This is a genomic window from Lactobacillus sp. MRS-253-APC-2B, from assembly GCF_012843675.1.
Lineage (GTDB): Bacteria > Bacillota > Bacilli > Lactobacillales > Lactobacillaceae > Limosilactobacillus > Limosilactobacillus pulli.
Genome location: NZ_JABAFO010000001.1, coordinates 254,437 through 276,669, shown reverse-complemented (window position 1 = coordinate 276,669; position 22,233 = coordinate 254,437). Strand labels below are relative to the sequence as shown.

At 46.6% G+C, this 22,233-nt stretch carries 22 protein-coding genes, 1 other RNA gene and 1 other annotated feature (1 of these 24 only partly in view); of the genes, 20 read left to right on the top strand and 3 right to left on the bottom strand.

Annotated elements, in window-relative coordinates; translation table 11 throughout:
* Positions 1-210, top strand: a binding site (T-box leader); it begins 24 nt to the left of the window's first position.
* 110 nt (positions 211-320) lie between these two features.
* Positions 321-1,691: a branched-chain amino acid transport system II carrier protein gene (brnQ, locus tag HF864_RS01345; protein ID WP_169461332.1), complete on the top strand. Its 1,371-nt coding sequence runs from the start codon at positions 321-323 to the stop codon at positions 1,689-1,691.
* Between the two features lie 68 nt (positions 1,692-1,759).
* Here the strand turns inward: brnQ and nrdF are convergent, their stop codons facing one another.
* The 3 genes from nrdF to nrdH form a co-directional block, all read right to left on the bottom strand.
* The gene (gene nrdF / locus HF864_RS01340; protein WP_169461331.1) at positions 1,760-2,779 is read right to left on the bottom strand and encodes a class 1b ribonucleoside-diphosphate reductase subunit beta; all 1,020 of its coding nucleotides are present in this window, start codon (positions 2,777-2,779) and stop codon (positions 1,760-1,762) included.
* A 42-nt stretch (positions 2,780-2,821) separates the two neighbouring features.
* Positions 2,822-4,993 carry a class 1b ribonucleoside-diphosphate reductase subunit alpha gene (gene nrdE, locus HF864_RS01335; protein WP_169461330.1) on the bottom strand — a complete coding sequence of 724 codons (2,172 nt, stop codon included), beginning with the start codon at positions 4,991-4,993 and terminating at the stop codon, positions 2,822-2,824.
* Positions 4,994-5,080: 87 nt separating this feature from the next.
* On the bottom strand, positions 5,081-5,302 hold the full coding sequence (gene nrdH / locus HF864_RS01330; RefSeq protein ID WP_169461329.1) for a glutaredoxin-like protein NrdH: 222 nt from the start codon (positions 5,300-5,302) through the stop codon (positions 5,081-5,083).
* A gap of 263 nt (positions 5,303-5,565) precedes the next feature.
* Between nrdH and tadA the strand changes: the two genes are divergently transcribed.
* The 19 genes from tadA to tsaD all read left to right on the top strand — a co-directional run bounded on the left by tadA (position 5,566) and on the right by tsaD (position 21,972).
* On the top strand, positions 5,566-6,057 hold the full coding sequence (tadA, locus tag HF864_RS01325) for a tRNA adenosine(34) deaminase TadA (RefSeq protein ID WP_346774600.1): 492 nt from the start codon (positions 5,566-5,568) through the stop codon (positions 6,055-6,057).
* Positions 6,058-6,104: 47 nt separating this feature from the next.
* Positions 6,105-6,201, top strand: an RNA gene (gene ffs, locus HF864_RS01320) — signal recognition particle sRNA small type.
* A gap of 130 nt (positions 6,202-6,331) precedes the next feature.
* On the top strand, positions 6,332-8,065 hold the full coding sequence (dnaX, locus tag HF864_RS01315; protein WP_169461328.1) for a DNA polymerase III subunit gamma/tau: 1,734 nt from the start codon (positions 6,332-6,334) through the stop codon (positions 8,063-8,065).
* Positions 8,066-8,097: 32 nt separating this feature from the next.
* On the top strand, positions 8,098-8,406 hold the full coding sequence (locus HF864_RS01310; RefSeq protein ID WP_169461327.1) for a YbaB/EbfC family nucleoid-associated protein: 309 nt from the start codon (positions 8,098-8,100) through the stop codon (positions 8,404-8,406).
* A 12-nt stretch (positions 8,407-8,418) separates the two neighbouring features.
* Positions 8,419-9,018: a recombination mediator RecR gene (gene recR / locus HF864_RS01305; protein ID WP_169461326.1), complete on the top strand. Its 600-nt coding sequence runs from the start codon at positions 8,419-8,421 to the stop codon at positions 9,016-9,018.
* A 9-nt stretch (positions 9,019-9,027) separates the two neighbouring features.
* Positions 9,028-9,279: a YaaL family protein gene (locus HF864_RS01300; RefSeq protein ID WP_169461325.1), complete on the top strand. Its 252-nt coding sequence runs from the start codon at positions 9,028-9,030 to the stop codon at positions 9,277-9,279.
* 13 nt (positions 9,280-9,292) lie between these two features.
* The gene (tmk, locus tag HF864_RS01295; RefSeq protein WP_169461324.1) at positions 9,293-9,934 is read left to right on the top strand and encodes a dTMP kinase; all 642 of its coding nucleotides are present in this window, start codon (positions 9,293-9,295) and stop codon (positions 9,932-9,934) included.
* A 34-nt stretch (positions 9,935-9,968) separates the two neighbouring features.
* On the top strand, positions 9,969-10,289 hold the full coding sequence (locus tag HF864_RS01290; RefSeq protein ID WP_169461323.1) for a cyclic-di-AMP receptor: 321 nt from the start codon (positions 9,969-9,971) through the stop codon (positions 10,287-10,289).
* A 36-nt stretch (positions 10,290-10,325) separates the two neighbouring features.
* On the top strand, positions 10,326-11,342 hold the full coding sequence (gene holB / locus HF864_RS01285) for a DNA polymerase III subunit delta' (RefSeq protein WP_169461322.1): 1,017 nt from the start codon (positions 10,326-10,328) through the stop codon (positions 11,340-11,342).
* Between the two features lie 18 nt (positions 11,343-11,360).
* Positions 11,361-11,711, top strand: a complete 351-nt coding sequence (locus HF864_RS01280) for a DNA replication initiation control protein YabA (RefSeq protein WP_169461321.1) — start codon at positions 11,361-11,363, stop codon at positions 11,709-11,711.
* A gap of 11 nt (positions 11,712-11,722) precedes the next feature.
* The gene (gene rsmI, locus HF864_RS01275) at positions 11,723-12,589 is read left to right on the top strand and encodes a 16S rRNA (cytidine(1402)-2'-O)-methyltransferase (RefSeq protein ID WP_169461320.1); all 867 of its coding nucleotides are present in this window, start codon (positions 11,723-11,725) and stop codon (positions 12,587-12,589) included.
* 18 nt (positions 12,590-12,607) lie between these two features.
* Positions 12,608-13,369 (top strand): acyl-ACP thioesterase domain-containing protein, encoded by a 762-nt coding sequence (locus HF864_RS01270; protein ID WP_169461319.1) that lies wholly within the window; start codon positions 12,608-12,610, stop codon positions 13,367-13,369.
* 353 nt (positions 13,370-13,722) lie between these two features.
* A complete protein-coding gene (locus HF864_RS01265) occupies positions 13,723-15,222 on the top strand; it encodes an exopolyphosphatase (protein ID WP_169461318.1) in 1,500 nt (499 codons plus the stop codon).
* A gap of 4 nt (positions 15,223-15,226) precedes the next feature.
* The gene (locus HF864_RS01260) at positions 15,227-17,476 is read left to right on the top strand and encodes an RNA degradosome polyphosphate kinase (protein ID WP_169461383.1); all 2,250 of its coding nucleotides are present in this window, start codon (positions 15,227-15,229) and stop codon (positions 17,474-17,476) included.
* Positions 17,469-18,428 carry a Ppx/GppA family phosphatase gene (locus HF864_RS01255; RefSeq protein ID WP_169461317.1) on the top strand — a complete coding sequence of 320 codons (960 nt, stop codon included), beginning with the start codon at positions 17,469-17,471 and terminating at the stop codon, positions 18,426-18,428. Before HF864_RS01260 ends, HF864_RS01255 begins: the two co-directional genes overlap by 8 nt.
* Positions 18,429-18,536: 108 nt before the next feature.
* Positions 18,537-19,535 (top strand): UDP-glucose 4-epimerase GalE, encoded by a 999-nt coding sequence (gene galE / locus HF864_RS01250; RefSeq protein ID WP_169461316.1) that lies wholly within the window; start codon positions 18,537-18,539, stop codon positions 19,533-19,535.
* Between the two features lie 106 nt (positions 19,536-19,641).
* Positions 19,642-20,367, top strand: coding sequence for a tRNA (adenosine(37)-N6)-threonylcarbamoyltransferase complex dimerization subunit type 1 TsaB (tsaB, locus tag HF864_RS01245; protein ID WP_169461315.1), 726 nt, complete (start codon positions 19,642-19,644; stop codon positions 20,365-20,367).
* On the top strand, positions 20,351-20,917 hold the full coding sequence (gene rimI, locus HF864_RS01240) for a ribosomal protein S18-alanine N-acetyltransferase (protein WP_169461314.1): 567 nt from the start codon (positions 20,351-20,353) through the stop codon (positions 20,915-20,917). Before tsaB ends, rimI begins: the two co-directional genes overlap by 17 nt.
* A 2-nt stretch (positions 20,918-20,919) precedes the next feature.
* Positions 20,920-21,972, top strand: a complete 1,053-nt coding sequence (tsaD, locus tag HF864_RS01235; protein WP_169461313.1) for a tRNA (adenosine(37)-N6)-threonylcarbamoyltransferase complex transferase subunit TsaD — start codon at positions 20,920-20,922, stop codon at positions 21,970-21,972.
* Positions 21,973-22,233 lie beyond the last annotated feature (261 nt).

Here is a 22,233-nt window from a genome sequence, read left to right as displayed (position 1 = left end):
AGGTTATGGCTGACTGATCAGCGACCCCGATGAAGTGTGAGCGGGGACAGGAGCCATAACTGGAAAGTAGCCGGTGAGTGGCCGATGCGACGTAAGAAGTGTCGGACGGGTGCGCCCGTGATCGCGCCAGCGTATGAACACGTACGCGTTGAGGCTCAATTGGTGACGGTTGAGCAAAAAAAGGTGGTAACACGCAAAAGCGTCCTTTTCAAATCAAATTATGATTTGAAAAAGGCGCTTTTTATTTTCCGTTGATCACGAAATCTTAGCTAAGATCTCTTTTTAAAACTTATTTACTGATTGAAAGGGGATTGACTTTTATGAATACGAACAAACTGACTTTTCGCAATACGCTATTGATTGGATCCTTGATTTTTGGGATGCTCTTTGGGGCTGGCAATCTGATTTTTCCGGTTCACCTGGGACAAATGGCTGGTGCACATTGGTTTAGTGCCGCAAGTGGCTTTTTGATCTCAGGGGTGCTGCTGCCATTGATGGCCTTATTGGCAATCAGTATTACGCGATCTAATGGTATCTATGATCTGGCGCGTCCCAACGGTGCCTGGTATGCACTTATTTTCTTGATTTTGGTTCATGCAACGTTGGGACCACTGTTTGCAACCCCACGAACGGCAACCGTTTCCTATGCAATCGGCATTGCACCACATCTTTCAGCTGGTGCCAATAAATGGGGAATCTTAATCTATTCAGCCGCCTTCTTTGGTCTGACCTACTACTTCTCCACTCGTGAAGGTAAAATCACCGACATGATCGGTAAGATGCTTAATCCACTGTTTTTAGGCTTGATGTTCATCATCTTCTTTATGGCATTTATCAGCCCAATGGGACACGCTGGCACGGCCGCTATCACTTCTGCCTACCGTCATGCATCGTTTACCAATGGCTTTCTGCAAGGTTACAACACGATGGACTGCTTGGCTTCTTTGGCATTCGGCATTACGGTTATCACGGCCATCAAGGGCCTGGGCATCAAGCGTCAGCGTGACGTTTCCTGGGCAACTGCTAAAGGTGGCGCACTGGGAATTGCGGGGATTGCTTTGATCTACATTGCTTTAATCTGGCTTGGTGCTACCAGTTTGGCCCATTTTAAAATGGCAGACAACGGTGGTACGACGCTGGAACAGATTGCCAATTACTACCTGGGTACGGCGGGTGATGCAATTCTGGCTGTTTTGGCAACAACGACCTGCATGACCAGTGCAATGGGACTGGTTGTTGCTTTCTCACAAGACTTCCATCGTCGCTTCCCTAAGATTTCCTACAAGGCCTTCTTGCGCTTTAACTGTGGCCTTTCTTTCTTGGTTGCCAACTTGGGTCTGGACCAGATTATTGCCTGGTCAACGCCAATCTTGATGTTCCTGTACCCGCTGGCAATTACCTTGATCATCATGGGCATCATGTCGCCGCTCTTTAAGAACGATCCGTTGGTTTACCGGATTACGACTGGCTTTACTTTGATTCCAGCCTTCTTTGATATGATGAACGCAACGCCGGCTATTTTGCATAATACGGCTGCCGTTCAAGCAATGATTGGCTTTGCTGCCAAGTTCTTCCCATTCTTCAGTCTGGGCTTTGGCTGGCTTTCATTTGGCATCGCTGGTCTGGCATTAGGTTTGATTATCCATTTTGCCAAGGAATGGATGACCTCTCCAGCAATCAGTGAAGATTAGCAATAAACGTATAAATAAAAAACGTGCGGGATGCATTCAGCATTCACACGTTTTTTGATTGGTAAAAACTAGTCTTTGTCGTTAAGGCTCTTGCCGGCGTTTGGATCAGCAACGTGATAGTCACTGTCGCTCATGGCTTCAACTTCACCCAGTCGATAGCCGTTGCCGACTTGACTAAAGAAGTCATGGTTGGAAGTCGTCGTTGAGATTCCGTTCATTACAACGGGGTTAACGTCGCTGGCCGTATCAGGGAACAGTGGATCTTGACCCAGGTTCATCAAAGCCTTGTTGGCATTGTAGCGAATAAAGGTCAAGACATCATCAGTCCAGCCAACCTGGTCGTACAGCAGATGAGTGTACTTTTCTTCGTTGTCGTAGAGCTCGTACAAGAAGTTGTACATCCAATCTTTCATATCCTGTTGCTGTTTTTCAGTCAGAGACTTCATGCCGACTTGGAACTTGTAGCCGATGTAGGTACCATGGACTGACTCATCACGCAAAATCAGCTTAATGATTTCGGCTACGTTGTTGAGCTTGTTGTGGCCCAAATAGTAAAGTGGCGTGTAAAAGCCTGAGTAGAAAAGGAACGTTTCCAAAAAGACGTTGGCAACCTTTTTCTTCAATGGATTGACGCTTGGATCAAGGTAGATGTTGCCAATCCGCGTGGCCTTGTTTTGCAGATATTCTTCGGTATCAGACCAGTCAAAGATCTCATCGATTTCTTCTGGCGTATTCAGCGTTGAAAAAATTGTAGAGTAGGACTTGGCGTGTACGGACTCCATAAATTGAATGTTGTTTAAGACAGCTGTTTCATGTGGTGTCTTGACGTTTTCTTTCAATGCGGTCAGACCAGCTTCGGACTGCAGCGTATCCAAAAGCGTCAGACCACCAAATACGTGACCAACGACCCATTGATGATCAACATCGAGTTCACGCCAGTCGTCCATATCGTTGGAAACCGGGATTCGCGTATCTAGCCAGAACTGTTCAGTCAGTTTTTCCCAAGTGGCTTTGTCGATCATGTCAGAGACTTCATTCCAATTGATTGCCTTATAGTTTTTGATCGGCACGAAATTTTCAATCTTCATTGTTAAATTGGACTCCTTTAGTCTTAATTGAGGTAGTAAAAATTAGATAACGCAGCTTTCGCATTGGTTGGCACCGATCTCATCTTGATCATCGGTAAACGTCCGAATGTAGTAGATGGACTTGATGCCTTTTTGGTAGGCATAATGGCGTAGAATGTTTAAGTCGCGTGTAGTCATTTTATCAGTGCGGCCGTTTTTCCATTCATACATCCCAGCTGGAATCGTTGAACGCATAAACAGCGTCATAGCCAACGATTGATCGATGTGTTCTTGAGCCGCTGCGTAGGTGTCGATGACGCTGCGCATATCAGTGTCGTAGGCTGACTTGTAGTATGGCATGGTATCGTTGCTGAGGTATGGCGCAGGGTAGTAGATCTTACCAATCATCTTTTCTTGACGTTCCTCAATCCGGTTAATGATTGGGTGCAGGCTGGAAGTTGAGTCGCCGATATATGAAGTTGAGCCATTAGGAGCAACGGCCAGACGATAGGCATTGTAAAGACCATCTTTTTGAACGGCAGCCTTAAGTGCTTGCCAGTCCTCAATGCCAGGGATGAAGATACCATCAAACAGTTCCTTGACGGCATCCGACTTTGGACCCCAGTCTTGGCTGACGTACTTGTCAAAATAAGAACCATCTGCGTACGTACTCTTTTCAAACTCGGCAAACGTTTCATGACGCTCACGGGCAATATCGTTTGAAGCCTTGATTGTCCAATAATTGAGCAACATGAAGTAGACGCTGGTAAACTCAAGGGCGACTGGCGAGCCGTATTGGATATGGTGTTTTGCCAGATAGCCATGCAGTCCCATAGCCCCCAGACCGATTGCATGGGCCATATCGTTACCGTGCTTGATTGATGGTACAACGTCAAGATGCTCGATATCGCTAATATGGGTCAAACCACGTACCATGGCACTGACGGAACGGCCAAAGTCTGGTGACTCCATCATGTTGGCGATATTGGTGGATCCCAGGTTGCATGAGACGTCAGTACCCAGCTTGGCAAACGTCTGGTCATCGTTGACAATTGATGGGCGTTGAACCTGAGCAATCTCAGAACAAAGGTTGCTCATGACGATCTTGCCATCAATTGGGTTGGCACGGTTGACGGTATCCAGATTGACGATATATGGGTAGCCTGATTCTTGTTGCAGCTTGGAGATCTCATCTTCCAGATCACGCGCGTTAACCTTGTATTTGGTAATCGCATCGTTTACGACCATGTTTTCATATTCAGCAGTAATATCAACATATGAGAAAGGAACGCCGTAGACTCGTTCAACATCATAAGGACTGAACAGATACATGTCCTGATTGCTTTCGACCAGCTCATAAAACTTGTCAGGGACGGTAATTCCAAGCGATAGCGTCTTGATCCGAATCTTTTCGTCGGCGTTTTCTTTCTTAGCAGACAAAAAAGCCACGATATCAGGGTGGAAGACGCTAAGGTAAACCACACCGGCACCTTGTCGCTGGCCAAGCTGATTGGAATAAGAGAATGAGTCTTCCAAAAGCTTCATAACCGGAACGACCCCACTGGCAGCGCCTTTGATCTTTTTGATTGGAGCACCGGCCTCACGCAGGTTTGAAAGATTGATGCCGACCCCACCGCCGATTTTGGAAAGCTGCAGAGCAGAGTTAATCGTGCGGCCAATTGAGTTCATGTCATCAGTTGCCTGAATCTCAAAACAGGAGACGAATTCGCCACGACGCTTGCGGCCAGCGTTTAAAAACGTTGGCGTGGCAGGCTGATAGCGTTGGTGAATCAGTTCATCGGCCAGCTGCATGGCCAATTGTTCATTGCCGTCTGCCAAAAACAGCGCATTCATGGCAACGCGATCAATGTAGTTTTCCAGATAGTATTCCTTGTCATTGGTCCGCAGCGCGTATTGGGCATAGAACTTATAGGCAGCCATAAATGAATGGAAGTGAAAATCCTGAGCCTTTAAATAGGCATAAAGCTCTTCGATAAACTCGAAACGATACTTATGCATAAAGCCGGTTTCGATGTAGTCATTTGCTTCCAGCCAGTCAAAGCGTTCCTTTAATGAGGAAAAATGCTTGGTGTTTGGCACGACGTTTTCTTTGATGAAGTCTTCTAATGCCTCGCGATCCTTGTCCAGTTGAATCTGGCCGTTTTTAGGAATGTTGAGCTCATTGTTGAGGTCGTAGTACTTTACCTTGGTAAGGTCGATGTCTGATAATGCCATTGAATAACTCCTTTTCAGTGCAATAAAAAGCGGGCATCGCGCAAAATAATTGAACGATCCCCGGAGATAACGCAGTATAATTGACTGTTAGGCCAATTGCTTGAGCATGTCGGGACGGAAACCAGTAAAGGATTGACCATCTGGCAGCTTGATGACAGGCGTGGCCTTAAAACCATCAGCTTTCAATTGATCAACGTATTCTGGATGCTCATCGATGTTGTGCTCAATAAAGTCAACGTGGTGCTGCGTTAAAAACATTTTGGTCATCTTGCATTGAATGCAGTTGTTTTTAGAAAAAACGGTAATCATGAATCTCAATCCCCTTTAGCTTTTCGTGATTTAATGTTTTCTAGTATAGCGGGTTATAAAGAAATTACAAGCATTGACGCACCATATGATGTATGCTTACAAAATGTTAGCACAACATGTAGTGGCTAGCTGATAAGGGATTGAGGCATTACTACATGCTGCGGAAATTTTTATTTTCAATGATGATTGCTTCATAACTCATGCAGTAGCAAAATCACAAAAACCATTATACACTGATTAATAACAATTGATAAGGGAGAAAAATTTTGCAACCGGAAGATTATATGGAAATGGCACTGGCTGAGGCTCACCAAGCCGAATTATTAAATGAGGTACCGATCGGAGCGGTAGTCGTTTACCATGGTGAGGTAATCGGGGCTGGTCACAACATGCGGGAAAGATTTCAAAACGCTGCCTATCATGCTGAGATGCTGGCAATCATGGAAGCTTGTGAGCATCTTAAGAGCTGGCGGCTGGAAGAATGTGATCTGTACGTAACGCTGGAGCCATGCATGATGTGCAGTGGCGCAATCATGAACTCTAGAATCCGATCGTTATATTATGGAGCCAAAAATCCTAAAGCCGGAACGGTCGACAGTCTGTATCATCTGCTGAGTGATTCAAGGCTTAATCATCAAGTCGAGATTGTGTCAGGCGTCAAGGAAACCGAATGCCAGCAGATGCTGAAGCGGTTCTTTAAACGTGTTCGTAAAGAGCGCAAGGCTGCAAAAAAAGCTGCTCAGCAAAAGAATTAATTGAAGACTGGCATTTAAATTCAAAATAGTGTAAGATATTATTTGCCGTAAGGTCATGGGGCAAGGTTGTGCCTACGAATCGTGTCAGGTCCGGAAGGAAGCAGCACTAAGTTCGCTACAGCTTGTGCCCCATGTTTTTTTGAAAAATCAACCGCTGTGTGGCTTGTCTCGCACAGCTTTTTTTATGCATTGAACGTTTTTTAAATCGAATTGGCACGCTTTTGCTAGTATAATAAAAACAATATGGACTTTTATCAGAAAGGGAGCAGATAAGATGAGCTATCAGGCGCTTTATCGGGTCTGGCGGCCACAGCGATTTGACGAGATTGTCGGTCAGCAGGTGGTTACCCAGACGCTTAAAAACGCAATTATAACCAATCAGATCAGTCATGCCTATCTGTTTGCCGGGCCACGAGGAACTGGTAAGACCTCTGCTGCCAAGATCTTTGCCAAGGCCATCAACTGTCATCATCAAAAAGACGGTGAGCCTTGCAATGAATGTGAGATCTGTCGGGCAATCACCAACGGGCAGCTGGGAGACGTTATTGAAATCGATGCTGCTTCCAATAATGGGGTTGAAGAAATTCGCGATATTCGCGATAAGGCCAAGTATGCACCGACCCAAGCCGACTATAAGGTCTATATTATTGATGAGGTGCATATGCTTTCAACTGGTGCCTTCAACGCGCTGTTAAAGACTTTGGAAGAGCCGCCAGCCAATGTAATCTTTATTTTGGCCACCACTGAGCCGCATAAGATTCCGTTGACGATCATCAGTCGAGTGCAGCGGTTTGACTTTCGCCGCATCTCAGCGCAGGATGCCTTTGAAAGAATGCGGTACATTCTGGATCAAAAGCATGCCCAGTATGAAGAAGACGCACTCTGGGTGATTGCCAATGCGGCCGAGGGCGGGATGCGTGATGCATTAAGTATTTTGGATCAGGTTCTGTCGTTTAGCGATAATCAAGTCAAACTGGATGACGCGCTTTTGGTTACCGGCAGCGTCACCAAGCAGCTGTTGAAAAAATATTTTGATGAGATTACTGAGCATCAAAGTGCAGCGGCTCTGCACACCATGAAAGAAATTTTGGACCAGGGCAAAGATGGTCAGCGCTTTATTGAAGATCTGATCTCGTTTATTCGCGATGTGCTGCTGTATCAAGAATCACCGCAGCTGGTCAATGTCGCCGGTTCTGGACTCAAGGAAGCCGATTTTCAGCAATTAAGCCAGTCAGCCAGTGCCGATGAGCTTTACCAAATGATTGACGAGTTAAACGAGATTCAAGAAGAGATGCGCTTTACGACGCATCCGGACGTCTATTTGGAGGTTCTGACCGTTAAATTAAGTCAGATTCAACCTAAGACCGCTCAAACCGGTGAAGTAGATCCGCAGATCAGCCAGACAATCGGTCATCTCCAGCAAGAGATTCAACAGCTGCAGTCAACGATTGCCAACCTAAGACAAAATGGCGTCGCAACTCAGCCACGAGCGGCCCGGCGTCAAAACAGTGCGGCTGGAGTCAGATCGCAGCCTAAGACAGTTCTAAAGCTGGATCGTGTTTACCCGATTCTGGAACATGCTACCAAACAGAATCTGCGCAGTCTCCAGGAAATCTGGGGCGATCTGCTCAATATGCTGGATACGCCGCAAAGAGCTTTAATCAATACGTCGCAGCCAGTTGCCGCCAGTCCAGAAGGCGTCGTCGTCTCATTTGACAGCAGCTTTTTACTGCAGCGAGCCAATAGCGGCAGTCTGGCGGCTGATATGGAAGCCGGCCTGCAGCGTTTGTCTGGCAATGAGATGCGCGTGGCTTTCGTACCGATGGATCAATGGCCAAAAATCCGACACAACTATCTGGTTGAGCATGGCTACTTGAATAAGGGCAAAACAACCGGAACCGATAAAAAAGCAGCTCCGGTTCAGTCGACAGCTAATGAGAAAAAAGATCCCATCGTTGATAAAGCTAGGCAAATGTTTGGCGATCTGGTAAAAATAGAAGATAATTAAACCATAATAATAGATAAAGGATGGATGATACTATGATGCGCGGAATGAACATGCAGCAGATGATGAAGCAAGCCAAGAAGATGCAGCAAAAGATGATGGAAGAACAGCAAAATCTGGCCAAAGAAGAATTTGTAGGCGTTTCACCTGATGAGCTGGTCAAGGCAACCTTTACCGGTGACAAGAAACTGACTGACCTGCAGATTGACCCACAAGCCGTTGACCCAGATGACGTTGACATGCTGGCAGACCTGGTCTTGGCAGCCGTCAACGATGGACTGGAAAAAGTCGATGCCGCAACGCAGCAGAAATTCGGTAAGTATGCCAAGGGATTGAATATTTAAGGAGGCTTGGCGATGCAGTATCCTGAGCCAATCGCCAAACTAATCGACAGTTACATGAAACTGCCGGGAATTGGTGAAAAGACCGCGACTCGCCTGGCCTTTTATACGCTGGGGATGGATCAAAGCGACGTTGAGGATTTTGCCAAGTCGCTGCTCAGCGTAAAAAAGGATCTGCACTATTGCAGCATCTGCGGTTTTATTACCGAAGACGATCCATGTCCAATTTGCAGAGATAAGTCACGTGATCGCTCAACGATTTTGGTGGTTGAGCACTCTCAAGATATTATGGCCATGGAGCGTATGCATGAATACCATGGTCTCTACCATGTTTTACATGGCTCAATTTCGCCAAGTGAGGGAACCGGACCAATGGATATCAATATTCCGGCCTTGCTTAAACGACTGCAGCAAGATACAACGGTCAAGGAGATCATTGTGGCCACCAATGCCTCATTGGATGGTGAGACAACGGCCCAATACTTAGCCAAACTGATTAAGCCAGCCGGAATCAGAGTTACACGGCTGGCCCATGGACTGTCAGCCGGTGCCAATATCGACTATACCGATGAGGTAACCTTGTTCAGAGCAGTTCAGGGTCGAACGGAAATGTAGGTGAAGACTATGTTTTTTAAGCATCGTAATCCCCATGCAGTTGAAGAGCTTGGCAACCAGAACCTGCTGGAATTGATCTATAACGTCAAAGACAGCTGGGATCATGCCAAAGAAACCGAGCATGCCGTCTATGAAGGCCAGGTTGACAACGAGCTCTACAGTCGTACCAAGCTGCAGGAGCAAAAATATCTGTATCTTTATGGCAAGGCGCGGCGCGGTCATCTGCATGGCTATCTAAACGACAGCGTGATCAAGCAGTAATCGAGGAATAGCAATGGATGGTAAATTTATTTCGTTTGAAGGACCGGATGGAGCAGGCAAGACCAGCGTGATGCGGCAGATTACAGCCGATCTTAAAGAGCAGCTGGGAAGCGATGGCGTTGTATACACCAGAGAGCCGGGTGGCAACCATATTGCCGAACAGATTCGCGATGTCTTGTTTGATGCCGATAATACTGACATGGATCCACGAACGGAGGCTTTGTTATTTGCAGCGGCCCGGCGGCAGCATCTGATTGCTGATATTTTGCCAGCGCTCCAAAACGGCAAGGTGATTCTTTGTGATCGTTACGTTGACAGCTCAATAGCCTATCAAGGTGCCGGGCGCGGTCTTGGAGAAGAAAATATCTGGCAGATCAATCAGTTTGCCATTGATGGCTTGATGCCGGAACTGACGATTTATCTGGATATTGATTCAGAACTGGGCCTGCAGCGGATTGCACAAAATCGAGCCGATGAGGTCAATCGCTTGGATGAGGAAAAACTATCCTTTCATCGCAAGGTAAGAAGTGCCTATCAGAAACTGGCTCAAGAAAACCCGCAGCGAATCGTTACTATTGATGCCAGCCAGCCATTGGACCAGGTAATTTTGCAGGTTCAACAGGCAATTCATCAGCGATTTTCGCAATTGTTTTAAATGACTTAGCGTGACCTTAAAGGGGGAATTCATTATGAAAATGATTATGGCAATCGTTCAACCAAAAGATGCCGGTAAGCTGCGCGATGCATTTATCGACAACAACATTGGAGCAACCAAGCTATCATCAACCGGTGGCTTTTTAAGAGAAGGCAATACGACCTTTATGGTGGTTGTAGAAGACGAACGCGTTGACGAGGTATTGGAAATCATTAAGCATAATGCCAAGTCGCGTGAACAGTACATGACACCAGCGGCTCAGATCGACAACGGTTCATCGGCCATTCCAATTAATGTTCAAATTGGTGGTGCTACGGTCTTTATTCTCCCAGTCGAAAAGTTTTTACAGTTTTAGCAAATTAGCAGACCGATCAAGACGAGGTGATTCAAAATGGAACATGCCACACAATCAGAGTGGCAAGCTGAGCAGCTGCAGCCGGCAATCAGTCAGCGTCTCAAAAAAACCATGGCGCAAAGCGAGCTGGCCCATGCCTATCTATTTGCTGGCCCGTCTGGATCAGGGAAAAAAGCTTTGGCGCAGTGGATGGCCCTGCGCCTTTTTTGTGAGCATTCAGAGGCTGGTGAGCCGGATGGAACCTGCAGCGAATGTCAGCGTATCTTGTCCGGTAACCACCCGGATGTTGTCGTTGCCGCTCCAGAAGGCCGCCAGATTAAAGTGGATACGATTCGACGCTTAAAGGCCGAGTTTGGCAAAAGTGCTATGGAAGGCAGTCAAAAGCTGTTTATAATTGAAGATGCTGAAAAAATGACGACAAGTGCTGCCAATAGTCTGTTAAAATTTATTGAAGAGCCGCTGCCCGGCATTTATATTCTGCTGCTGACGACCAACAAGAGTGCCGTTTTGCCAACGATTCGTTCCCGAACGCAGATTATCGAGCTGCAGCCATTGCCCAAAAAGATTCTAAAAGAGAAGCTGAATCAAATAAAAATTCCCACCGGTCTACAGGCGATCGCACTGGGACTGACTGATTCAACCGAGCAGATCGAAGAGTGGATGGCAGACGACTGGTTCAATCAAGCGGTTCAAGCCGTCATCCAGTGGTACAAGGAGTGCAGCCGCACGGATCTGATTGCTTTCGTTATGGTTCAGACCACGCTTTTAAAAACAGCTGCTGATCGGGAAAGACAAATGGTGCTCCTGGATCTGATGGCTTTGATCTGGCGTGATACTTTGATGGTGGCTAGTGGCATCAGCGAAAACGACAGTCTGCACTTTATCGATCAATTGGCAATCATTCAAGAAACTGCACAACGCTATCGATTGGATCAGCTGCTGCAAGTCAGTGAGCTGACGCTTGAGACCAGACATCTAATGGATCAGAACGTTTCATTTCAGAATACGGCCGAGCAGCTTTCACTGCGCATTATTAATGTCTTGCAGCGATAGAAATGGGGAAAGACACAAATGAGCGAGCGAGTAGACAAAAGCAAGATTTACGAACGATTTACCAGGGTTACCAAACAGACCAAGGATCTGGTCGACAGTATGGAAGAACTGCAGGCGATGATGACGGCGGTTTTGGAAGAAAATGCCGAACTGTCGATTGAAAACGAGCATCTGCATCAAATGCTCAAGCAAAAGCACCAGCAGGCAACCAAGGATGGTTTGACCGATTCACGGCGCAATCTGCAGAAACTGTATCAAGAGGGATTCCACGTCTGCAACGAGTACTATGGCAAACGCCTGGATGAGGATGACTCATGTGCGTTTTGTCTGGATGCAATTTATGGACGTCATGATCAGCCGCAAAAATAAGGGTGATATCTATGCAACAGATTCGAAGCTTTACTGAAAACGAAACGGGTCGTCTCTACTTAGTACCTACGCCAATCGGCAATCTTGACGATATGACGTTTCGGGCGGTCAAGACGCTGGCAGACGTAGACCTGATTGCTTCTGAGGATACGCGGCACACGCAGATGCTGTTGAATCATTTTCAGATCGATACCAGACAGATCAGCTTTCATGAGCATAATACCGAGCAGCGAATTCCACAGCTGATTGCGCTTTTAAAACAGGGTCAATCAATTGCCCAATGCAGTGATGCCGGAATGCCATCGATTTCTGACCCAGGCAAAGAGTTAGTGGCAGCCGCAGTGAAAGAAGGCCTGCAAGTTGTAGCGCTGCCGGGAGCCAATGCTGGGTTGACGGCGCTGATTGCTTCTGGCCTTGCGCCACAGCCGTTTTATTTCTATGGTTTCTTAAGCCGTAAGCATCAACAGCAGATCGCGGAATTGACGCCTTTGAATCGACATGAGGAAACGATGATCTTTTATGAGGCACCACATCGTTTGGCCAAGACGCTGGCGTCGATGGTCGAGGTCTTTGGCGAGAGTCGACAGGCAGTTTTGGCTCGTGAGCTGACCAAGCGCTACGAGGAATTTTGTCGTGGTTCGTTAAAAGAGCTCAGTCAATGGGCTGCTGAAAATCAGATGCGTGGTGAATTCGTCGTGTTGGTGGCGGGCAACGATAATCCTGATCAGCCAGTTGAAGCATCAGCTGAGCTAAGCTTAAAAGAGCAGATCGATCAAGAGATTCAGCATGGTCTTTCCACCAATGCAGCCATTAAGCTGGTTGCCAAACGCAATCAGATCAAGCGTCAGGATCTTTATAAACAGTATCACGAGCTTTAAAACGCTAAAAGAGGTGAAATGACGTTGGAATCTCCATTGGTATATGAAGCCAGGCATCGTTTAAGCTACTATGAATGTGATGCTACCGGCCATCCCAGCCTGAGCATGCTAATTAGCATGGCCGTGCAGGTATCAGAAGATCATGGTAATTTACTAGGACTGGATACGGCAGTCGTGCAGAGTTATGGCGGTGGCTGGGTGATTACCAGCTACGAAGGCAGTTTTGCCAAGCAGCAGCCGGTCAATGGTGAAGAAATAATTCTTGGTACGCGAGCAATTGCCAATAATCGTTTTTTTGCCTTGCGTGAATTTTGGATTCAATCAGCGGATCATAAAATTGAATACGCACACTTGACAGGCTTGTTTGTCTATATGAATCTCAAGACTCGTCATTTGATGTCGATTCCTTCAGCAATCATTGAGCCTTACCATGGTCCAGAAAAAAAGCGGTTGCCAAGGCTGGCCAAGGCGTGCGAGTTGAAAGACGTTAAGTTTAAAAACGACTATCACGTCCGCTTCTTTGACATCGATTCAAATCGTCACGTCAATAATGCTCGCTACTTTGATTGGATGCAGGATCCACTGGGGGCTGAGTTTTTAAGCAGTCATCGGCTCAAGCACATGACCATGAGCTATGAAAAAGAGGTTCGCTATGGTCAAACCATTACCAGTGAGATCAGCAGCCCATATTATAATGAAAATGGTGAGCTGGCTACTGATCACCGGATTGTTTTTGACGGTCAACTGGCAGCTGCCTCAACAATGATCTGGCATGAATAAATCAAAAAGAGAGTAAGAAAAAACTCCGAAAATCAGCTTGCAACCGATTTTCGAAGTTTGTCTTCGAACCTCCGCAAGGATGGCTAGGTCGGTCAAATGCTGATTTATCAGTGTTTGAACTGCCAGCCAGCTACTGCGCTGAGGCATTGTTATCTATACGTAGTTAAGAGGTTGAGTTAATTCCCAGCCTCTTTTATTTTTCCGCTGTTTTATTCAGTGCAAAGTGGAGATTTTGTTTTATTTGTCGTGCAAAAAACGTTTAAGGCCCAAACGGTCTGGAATTGGTGGTATTCTTAAACATATAATAGAAAAAAGGGCATTCAAATGAATAAAATCATGTGAGGAGTGTTATCTTGAAAAATTCGTTATTTGGGATTATTTTCCTAGAGCCGGATCGCTTGACGCTTCGGATTATAGAGCTCCCAACCCTTAAGATTATTACTGAGGTTCAATCAGGAGCCTTGATCGTTGGCAGCCACAACGTTGCCAACTATGCGCAAAACATGCAGGCAATCGTTGATAATCTGCAGGGATTTCAACGGATTCTGCATGAATATCAAGTTGAAAAATTCACTTTTTATGGATCCTTAGAAGATCTGAATCTGGTTGAGGCCCGCTACATTGCTGATCAACTGAAGGTTCGCACTAATCTTGACATCAAGTGGCTCAGCAACGATCAATTGATGGCCAGTGCATTGGCAGCCGTAATGGCACGGATGCCGCGTTTCAATGAATTAAGCAAAAAGGCCCTGTACGTTTTGACGATCGGCCTGAATACTACGCGCCTTTCCTATTTCCGCCATGGCAAGTTTCAAACGTCATGGGATATCGATCTAGGCGAGGCGCACGTCAATCATTTGGCACAGACATTGCGTCAGACCACGACGACGCCAAGTGAGATCATCTTAGACTACATCTCAAGCAAGTTAGAGTACCTGGTACCAGAACTGCGCCACGTTAAAAACTCCAACCTGCTGATTCATAACGTTGGCACAATGGCACAAAGCTATGTTAAGCCTGGTGAAATGCTGGGCAAGGTGCCACGAGAAGATTTTGAAAAACGCTATCAGCGAATCGTCAGCTCATCCAATCAGTTCATCATCAATCACTATAACGTCGATGAGCAAAGCGTCAATTGGGTGCTGCCAAACTATCTGGTTATCTCGCGGACGATTCACCTGTTGGATGCACAAAAGATTTATGCTACCAGTCTGCATATTCTTGATGGTCTAACGATCATGCAGCTGGGGGATCATTCACTGGTTGACAACATGATTCGAACCTCGGCTGCCAACATGGCCCAGCGCTATGGAGCCGATACGGCACATTCGACGTTTGTTACGCACGTTGCTTTGCAGCTGTTTGATGCGCTGCAGCCAATTCATCGCCTTGATCGGCATGATCGCTTGTTGTTGGAGATTGCCTGCAAGATTGAAGACATTGGTAATTTTATCAATCCACAAGGACACTATCGGCATTCGCAATATATTTTAGAAGCCAATCCGCTGATTGGGCTTTCGGCTGATGACAACCGCACGATTGCCGAAGTTGCCCGCTATCATAGCTCGGAAAGTCCCGATGTTGCTCAGGCTCACTATCGGTATATGGATGATGACATTCAGATGCCCGTAGCCAAGCTGGCGGCAATTTTAAGGGTGGCCGACTCATTGGACGATTCGCGTCTGCAAAAGATTTCGCGAATTGAGTTAAAGCTGCAGGATGATCGTCTGTTGATTACGGCACATGCCAATGATGATCTGGTCTTGGAAAAATGGGCCTTTCAGCGCAAGAATCAGCTGTTTACCGATGTATATGGCCTTAAGCCGGAATTGATTGCCAAGGAAGGGGAGTAATATGATGTACAAAGATTTCTATCAACCACAAAACTACGTCAACCGTGAGCTTTCCTGGATCGACTTTAATGGCCGAGTCTTAGAGGAAGCTTTGGCATCTGAAAATCCATTGCTGGAACGGGCCAATTTTTTGGGGATTACGCAAAGCAACGTTGATGAGTTTTTCATGGTACGGGTAGCCTCACTGCATAAGCTTTCGGCTGCCAATGTTACGACTACCGATGCTTCGGGGATGACGCCCAAAGAGCAGCTGGATGCGGTTAATCAAAAAGAGCATGGCATGGTCGAGCAGCGCTATCAGGTCTATAATGAAAAACTGCTACCAGAATTAGCGGCCCAAGACATTCGGATTCTGCACATCAGAGAGCTGGGAGCAGAACAGTACGAATACGTGCGTCGCTACTTTAATGAGGAATTGATGCCGGTTTTGACGCCAATGGCCGATGATACGTCACGACCATTTCCATTTATTTCCAACAACTCGCTCAACATTGCCATCAAACTGGAACGCGATCCTGAAAGCCTACACGTCAAAGAGCACGAGATTTTGGAAGGCGATCAAGAGATTCAAGGTCGTTCGCAAGAGCCGCATGACGAAAATACCGAAAATGAGGAAAAGTTTGCCACGGTGCGGGTACCTGAGATCTACAAACGCTTGGTCAAGCTGCCGGGCGAAAATCAATTCGTTTTATTGGATGAGCTGATTAAAGAGTTTTTGTCGGTGCTGTTCCCAGGATACCGGATCATCTCATCTGGTACTTATCGGGTCATGCGAGACATGGATTTAGACGTTGCCGAAGAAGATACCTCAGATCTTTTGCGGGCGGTTCAGCATCAATTACGGGAACGTGAGCATGGGCACGTCATGCGTCTGGAAGTTGAGCGCGACATCGATCCATGGTTGGAAAATCATCTGATTAAGAACCTGCATGTCAATGAAACAGCAGTCTATCGCGTCAACGGACCAGTCGACCTGACGTTTTTAAAGAAGCTTTCCGGCATGGTTAAGGGACACGATGACTTGCGCTACCAACCATTCAAAGCACATCTTGCTCCTTGCTTTGATATGGATCACAATATTTTTGCTGCGATTAGAAACAAGGATCATCTGGTTCAGCATCCTTATGATGATTTCCAGTCAGTCGTCAATTTCATTCATCAAGCAGCTACCGATGATCAAGTACTGGCCATCAAGATGACGCTGTATCGGGTCTCGGGCAACTCGCCAATCATCAAGTATCTGGGGATGGCTGCTCAGCAAGGCAAGCAGGTAACGGTTTTGGTTGAAGTCAAGGCACGCTTTGATGAACAAAACAACGTTCGCTGGGCACGACGGCTGGAAAGAATGGGCTGTCATGTCATCTACGGGCTGGTTGGCTTAAAGACGCACTGTAAGCTGGCATTGGTTATTCGGCGTGACGAGGATGGCATCCGGCGCTACATGCATCTAGGAACTGGTAACTACAATGATGTTACGGCTCATTTCTACACCGATATGGGACTGTTTACATGCGACTACGAGCTGGGTGAGGATATGACCAACCTGTTCAACATGCTTTCGGGTTTTGCACGGCCAAGATATTTCCACAAGCTACGTGTCTCGCCTGATGGCATTCGTGAGTTTATCGACACCAAGATCGATGAACAGATCAAAATCGCCAAGGCCGGCAGCCCAGCTTTGATCCGCATGAAGATGAATTCGCTGTCTGATAAGCAGATTATTGCACGACTTTATGAAGCGGCTGCGGCTGGCGTTAAGATTCAGCTGCTGATTCGTGGGATTACTTGTCTGCGTAACGATCTGCCACAGCTGCACGAAAACATTGAGGTGCACTCAATCGTTGGACGTTTTTTGGAGCACTCACGAATCTACTACTTCAAAGGCAACGGTCATGAAGAGATTTATCTGGCCAGTGCCGATATGATGACGCGGAACTTAAACCGGCGCGTTGAGGAGCTGTTCCCAGTTTTGGAAAGTGATACCAAGGCCCGAGCAATTGATATTTTTGACAAGATGTGGCAAGACAATGTCAAAACACGGATTTTGCATGGCAACAAATATGACCGCATTGATCGCGGCAAGGCACAGCCATTCAGCTGCCAGGAGTACTTTATTAAGCAGGCTCAAGCAGCCAACCGAGCTGACAAGAAGGAAACCGAGCAGCATCAAGCAGCCAGTGCTTTCCAGCCAATGATGCGTCATGATTCCAATCTGCACTTGAGCGACGATAAGAAAGGCGAAACTAATGATTAATCTGGCGGTTATCGATCTGGGCTCGAATTCGGTTCGACTGCGAGTTACTGAAATTGATGAGTCCGGCAACTATAATCTGGTGCGCTACGAAAAAGAATACGTTCGACTCTCGGAAAATATGGGCCCAGAAAAAATGCTTAAGCCGACGCCGATGGAACGAACGATTGCAGCTCTTAAAGACTTCAAGCAGATCTGCATGGTACTGGAAAACGTCCGCGTAATCGCAGTGGCGACGGCCGCGGTTCGTCAAGCAGCCAATCAGATCGAGTTTTTAAAGCGGGTTAAAGAAGAAACCGGTTTTAACATTAAAGTAATCTCTGGTGAGCGAGAGGCTTATCTAGACTATGTTGGCGTCACCAGAACCTTGCCAATTAAAAATGGTCTGATTATTGATACGGGCGGGGCCAGCATGGAGCTGATCTATGTCGATGACGGGCAGGCTGAAGAGATTATCAGTCTACCAATTGGTTCAGTGCTGCTTTCTCAAAAGTATCATCTTGATGATCGCATCAACTCAGCCGATCTGTTCGATGCCATCGTCAGAGTCGATCACGCCTTGGGACCTCAGCACTGGCTGCAGCGAGCACGGCATCAAGAAGTCGTGGCACTAGGCGGCAGCAATCGGGCCCTGGCTAAGATCTATCGCTGGCAGCTGGAATCACAGGGCAAAGGACGGTTGCCGGTTCATGGTTTGAAAATGTCGACTGATGATGCCAACCGGATTATGCACTCGCTGTTGGCGATGGACAAAAAGCAGCGTGCCAGCGTCCACGGCATTGCCTCTGAACGTGCAGACGTTATTGTTGGGGGCTTGCTGCCATTGATGGCAATTTTGCGTCAATTGGATGTCAAGGAGCTGACTTTTAGCAACAATGGGCTTAGAGAAGGATTGTTGTTCAAGTTTTTGGATCACGAGATTATGAGCAGCATTGTGCAGCCATTAAATGATTAAAATTTTTAAAGTTTGAATTAGACTAGGGTTTTACTAAAATTTTATGTTATAATTTTACCAAGAGAGAAACGATGAGGTAAACCTGTCAAGTTAAGGGAGGAAAACACTTTGGCTATTTTAGTTGCAGGTGGGGCCGGATACATTGGCTCACACATGGTTAAAGATTTAATTGAACATGGTTATGACGTTGTCGTAGCAGACAACCTTTCAACTGGACACAAAAAAGCAATCAATCCAAAGGCTAAGTTCTACTATGGCGACATTCGCGACCGCGCCTTTTTGGACCGGATCTTTGTCAACGAAGACATTGAAGCCGTTGTTCACTTTGCGGCCTTTTCAATCGTTCCCGAATCAATGAGTGAGCCTTTGAAGTACTTTGACAACAACACGAGTGGTATGGTTACGCTGTTGGAAGCGATGCGTGACTTTGGCGTTAAGTACATCGTCTTCAGCTCAACGGCAGCTACTTACGGTACGCCAGAACACATGCCAATCAAGGAAACCGATCCACAAAAGCCAATCAACCCATACGGCCTGTCCAAGCTGATGATGGAACAAATGATGGCTTGGGCTGACAAGGCTTATGGCATTAAGTTCGTAGCTCTGCGCTACTTCAACGTGGCTGGTGCGGCTCCTGATGGCACGATTGGTGAAGACCATGGACCAGAAACGCACTTGGTTCCAATCATCATGCAGGTTGCTCAAGGCAAGCGCAAGGAACTGAGCATCTTTGGTGATGACTACAACACGCCGGATGGTACCAACGTGCGTGACTACGTTCATGTTATGGACCTGGCCGATGCCCACATTTTGGCACTGCAGTACTTAAAGAAGAACAACCAGTCCAACCAGTTCAACCTGGGCTCGTCAACTGGTTTTTCCAACAAGCAGATGCTAGAAGCTGCGCGTGAGGTTACGGGCAAGGAGATTCCTGCCAAGATGGCACCTCGTCGTCCTGGTGACCCAGACTCTTTGGTTGCAGCCAGTGAAAAGGCACGTGAGGTTTTGGGATGGAAGCCAAAGTTCGATGACGTGCACGATATCATTGCAACAGCCTGGAAGTGGCATTCCACTCATCCAAAGGGCTACGATGACCGTAACAACTAATCTTTGATTGATTATTAAAATGAGTGTGACAAGACTTGCAATGCTTGGCTCACTCATTTTTTAGTAGTGTGATAAAATTGCTAAGTATGAAAGGAACGAGAATGACATGAAAATACTTGCAATTGATACCTCTAATCATCCCATGAGTGTGGCCCTGGTAGAAAACGATCAGCTCTTGGCCACGACGACTTTAAACATGGTACGTAATCACAGCATTTTTCTTTTACCGGTAATTGACGATCTATTCCAAAAAGTACAATGGCAGCCGCAAGACTTGGATCGTATTGTCGTTGCCCAGGGTCCCGGATCATATACTGGAATTCGAATCGCAGTTACCAGTGCCAAGGTATTGGCCGATACACTAAAAATCGAATTGGTTGGTATTTCCAGTCTCAAGACGGTAGCTGCCAACGTTAATCCAGGTACGAATGCCTTGATCGTACCATTTTTTGATGCTCGGCGCGGAAACGTTTTTGCCGGGGCCTATCAATGGAAGGATGGTCAGCTGATCAGTGTGCTTAATGATCAGCACCTTTCAATGCAGGATTTACTGGAGCAATTGGTAAAATTTGAAAAACCGGTCTTATTGGCAGGGGAGCTGACTGATCGTCTCAAAAAACAGCTGACCGCTGTCCCTAAACAAATGCAGTTTTTACCGTCTGCATTTGCGATTCCGTCAACCTATCAGCTGGCACTGCTGGGCGCAAAAGAAACTCCGGTCCAAGATATCGACGACTTTGTGCCACAATATCTGAGAATTACAGAGGCTGAAGCAGTCTGGCAGCATCAGCATCCAGATGCACCCAAGCAGGACTATGTTCGAGAAGTTTAAAAATTGGCTAGAGCAGATTAACGGTATTGACCGGGTACCAATGACGTTTGCCAGCCGTTCAATCAGTATCAATCAAAAGCCAGGGATGATCTGTCAGGCCAAAGAAGCCGATATTGCCGCCATGGTCCATATCGAAGAACTGATTTATGGCGTGGCACCGTGGAATCGAGCCGCGTTTGCCGCGGATCTGAAGCGTAATGATCGGCTATATCTGGTGTTGAAAAACGCTGAAGCCGATGTGCTGGGTTTTATTGGCTGTGCCTTTGATCAGGATAAAGCCGATGCGCATATCACCAATTTTGCCGTCCATCCGGCTTATCAAAGGCAAGGTATTGGTACCTATCTGCTGCAAACGATTAGACAGCTTGCCTTAGCTCAGAAAATGAAAACGCTGAGCCTGGAGGTTAGAGTATCAAATTACCAGGCTCAGCGGCTCTATCGGCAGATGGGCTTTATCGATGGTGAGATCAAACGGCATTATTATCTGGACGATCATGAAGATGCATTGGACATGGTCGCTCAGCTGGAAAATTTGAAAGGAATAGAATAAAAGTGGCAAAGAGAAACTTGATTTTGGCATTTGAGAGCAGCTGTGACGAAACCAGCGTGGCCGTCGTAGAGGATGGACAAAAGATCTTGAGCAATATCGTAGCAACCCAGATTTTGAGTCATCAGCGCTTTGGTGGTGTTGTACCTGAAGTTGCCAGTCGCCATCATATTGAACAGATTACCAAATGCATTGATAAGGCGCTGGTTGAATCAGGAGTTGATTATGATGAGCTGAGTGCAGTTGCCGTTACATATGGACCAGGGCTGGTCGGCTCGCTTTTGGTTGGCGTAACGGCTGCCAAAATGGTTGCTTGGGCGCATCATCTGCCATTGGTGCCGGTCAATCATATGGCAGGGCACTTGTATGCGGCTCGTTTTGAAAGCGAGTTTGCATACCCACAGCTGGCGCTTTTGGTTTCAGGCGGGCATACCGAACTGGTCTATATGGCCAGCGAGCATGAATATGAGATTATTGGCGAAACGCGTGATGACGCAGCCGGTGAAGCCTATGACAAGATTGGTCGGGTGCTGGGCGTCAACTATCCGGCCGGTAAGACGATTGATGAATGGGCAGCCAAGGGATCAGATACCTTTCATTTTCCGCGGGCAATGGAAAAAGAGGATAATTACGATTTCAGCTTTAGTGGTTTAAAGAGCGCCTTTATCAATACCGTTCACAATGCCAAACAACGTGGACAGGAGCTGGATAAATATGATCTGGCAGCCAGCTTCCAGCAGAGCGTAGTTGATGTGCTAGCAGAAAAGACGATGCGGGCATTAAGCGACTATCCGGTTAAGCAGCTGATTTTGGCTGGCGGCGTGGCGGCCAATCACGGACTGCGCACAAGATTAGAACAAGATCTTAAGACTCAGCATCCAGATGTTGAACTCTTGATGGCACCATTGAAGCTTTGTGGCGACAATGCGGCGATGATTGGAGCAGCCGGTTGGGTGGATTATCAGCATGGTGATCGAGCCGACTGGGATCTTAACGCGGTTCCCGGTCTGTCGTTTGCTAGAAAAAATGCCAATCCGGATCTTGCGTTAAGCGAATAGATGATCGAAAATCAAAAGCTCGTGTTCTTGATCTGAACACGAGTTTTTTTAATGATAAAATTTTGATATTCGAAATATTTTTTAAAAAGTTTTCCACAAGATATGATTTTGTTCTCATATTCCTTATTAAGCCCCCAGACTGTCATCAACAACGGTATTTTGAGACATCAAAAGATATTATTACATATCTAGCAAACGCTTACATTAATTCGAAAACGGTTGACTAAAAATTTGAATGACATATAATTCGAATATCGAATA

What these genes read in the sequence shown, in the direction of transcription:
- HF864_RS01310 (WP_169461327.1), top strand. Translation starts at nt 8,098, where the DNA reads ATGATGCGCGGAATGAACATGCAGCAGATGATGAAGCAAGCCAAGAAG.
- nrdF (WP_169461331.1), bottom strand. Translation starts at nt 2,779, where the DNA reads ATGAAGATTGAAAATTTCGTGCCGATCAAAAACTATAAGGCAATCAAT.
- rimI (WP_169461314.1), top strand. Translation starts at nt 20,351, where the DNA reads ATGTTCGAGAAGTTTAAAAATTGGCTAGAGCAGATTAACGGTATTGAC.
- nrdE (WP_169461330.1), bottom strand. Translation starts at nt 4,993, where the DNA reads ATGGCATTATCAGACATCGACCTTACCAAGGTAAAGTACTACGACCTC.
- holB (WP_169461322.1), top strand. Translation starts at nt 10,326, where the DNA reads ATGGAACATGCCACACAATCAGAGTGGCAAGCTGAGCAGCTGCAGCCG.
- dnaX (WP_169461328.1), top strand. Translation starts at nt 6,332, where the DNA reads ATGAGCTATCAGGCGCTTTATCGGGTCTGGCGGCCACAGCGATTTGAC.
- HF864_RS01290 (WP_169461323.1), top strand. Translation starts at nt 9,969, where the DNA reads ATGAAAATGATTATGGCAATCGTTCAACCAAAAGATGCCGGTAAGCTG.
- HF864_RS01260 (WP_169461383.1), top strand. Translation starts at nt 15,227, where the DNA reads ATGTACAAAGATTTCTATCAACCACAAAACTACGTCAACCGTGAGCTT.
- tsaB (WP_169461315.1), top strand. Translation starts at nt 19,642, where the DNA reads ATGAAAATACTTGCAATTGATACCTCTAATCATCCCATGAGTGTGGCC.
- recR (WP_169461326.1), top strand. Translation starts at nt 8,419, where the DNA reads ATGCAGTATCCTGAGCCAATCGCCAAACTAATCGACAGTTACATGAAA.
- rsmI (WP_169461320.1), top strand. Translation starts at nt 11,723, where the DNA reads ATGCAACAGATTCGAAGCTTTACTGAAAACGAAACGGGTCGTCTCTAC.
- tmk (WP_169461324.1), top strand. Translation starts at nt 9,293, where the DNA reads ATGGATGGTAAATTTATTTCGTTTGAAGGACCGGATGGAGCAGGCAAG.
- nrdH (WP_169461329.1), bottom strand. Translation starts at nt 5,302, where the DNA reads ATGATTACCGTTTTTTCTAAAAACAACTGCATTCAATGCAAGATGACC.
- HF864_RS01270 (WP_169461319.1), top strand. Translation starts at nt 12,608, where the DNA reads ATGACGTTGGAATCTCCATTGGTATATGAAGCCAGGCATCGTTTAAGC.
- HF864_RS01300 (WP_169461325.1), top strand. Translation starts at nt 9,028, where the DNA reads ATGTTTTTTAAGCATCGTAATCCCCATGCAGTTGAAGAGCTTGGCAAC.
- HF864_RS01255 (WP_169461317.1), top strand. Translation starts at nt 17,469, where the DNA reads ATGATTAATCTGGCGGTTATCGATCTGGGCTCGAATTCGGTTCGACTG.
- brnQ (WP_169461332.1), top strand. Translation starts at nt 321, where the DNA reads ATGAATACGAACAAACTGACTTTTCGCAATACGCTATTGATTGGATCC.
- HF864_RS01280 (WP_169461321.1), top strand. Translation starts at nt 11,361, where the DNA reads ATGAGCGAGCGAGTAGACAAAAGCAAGATTTACGAACGATTTACCAGG.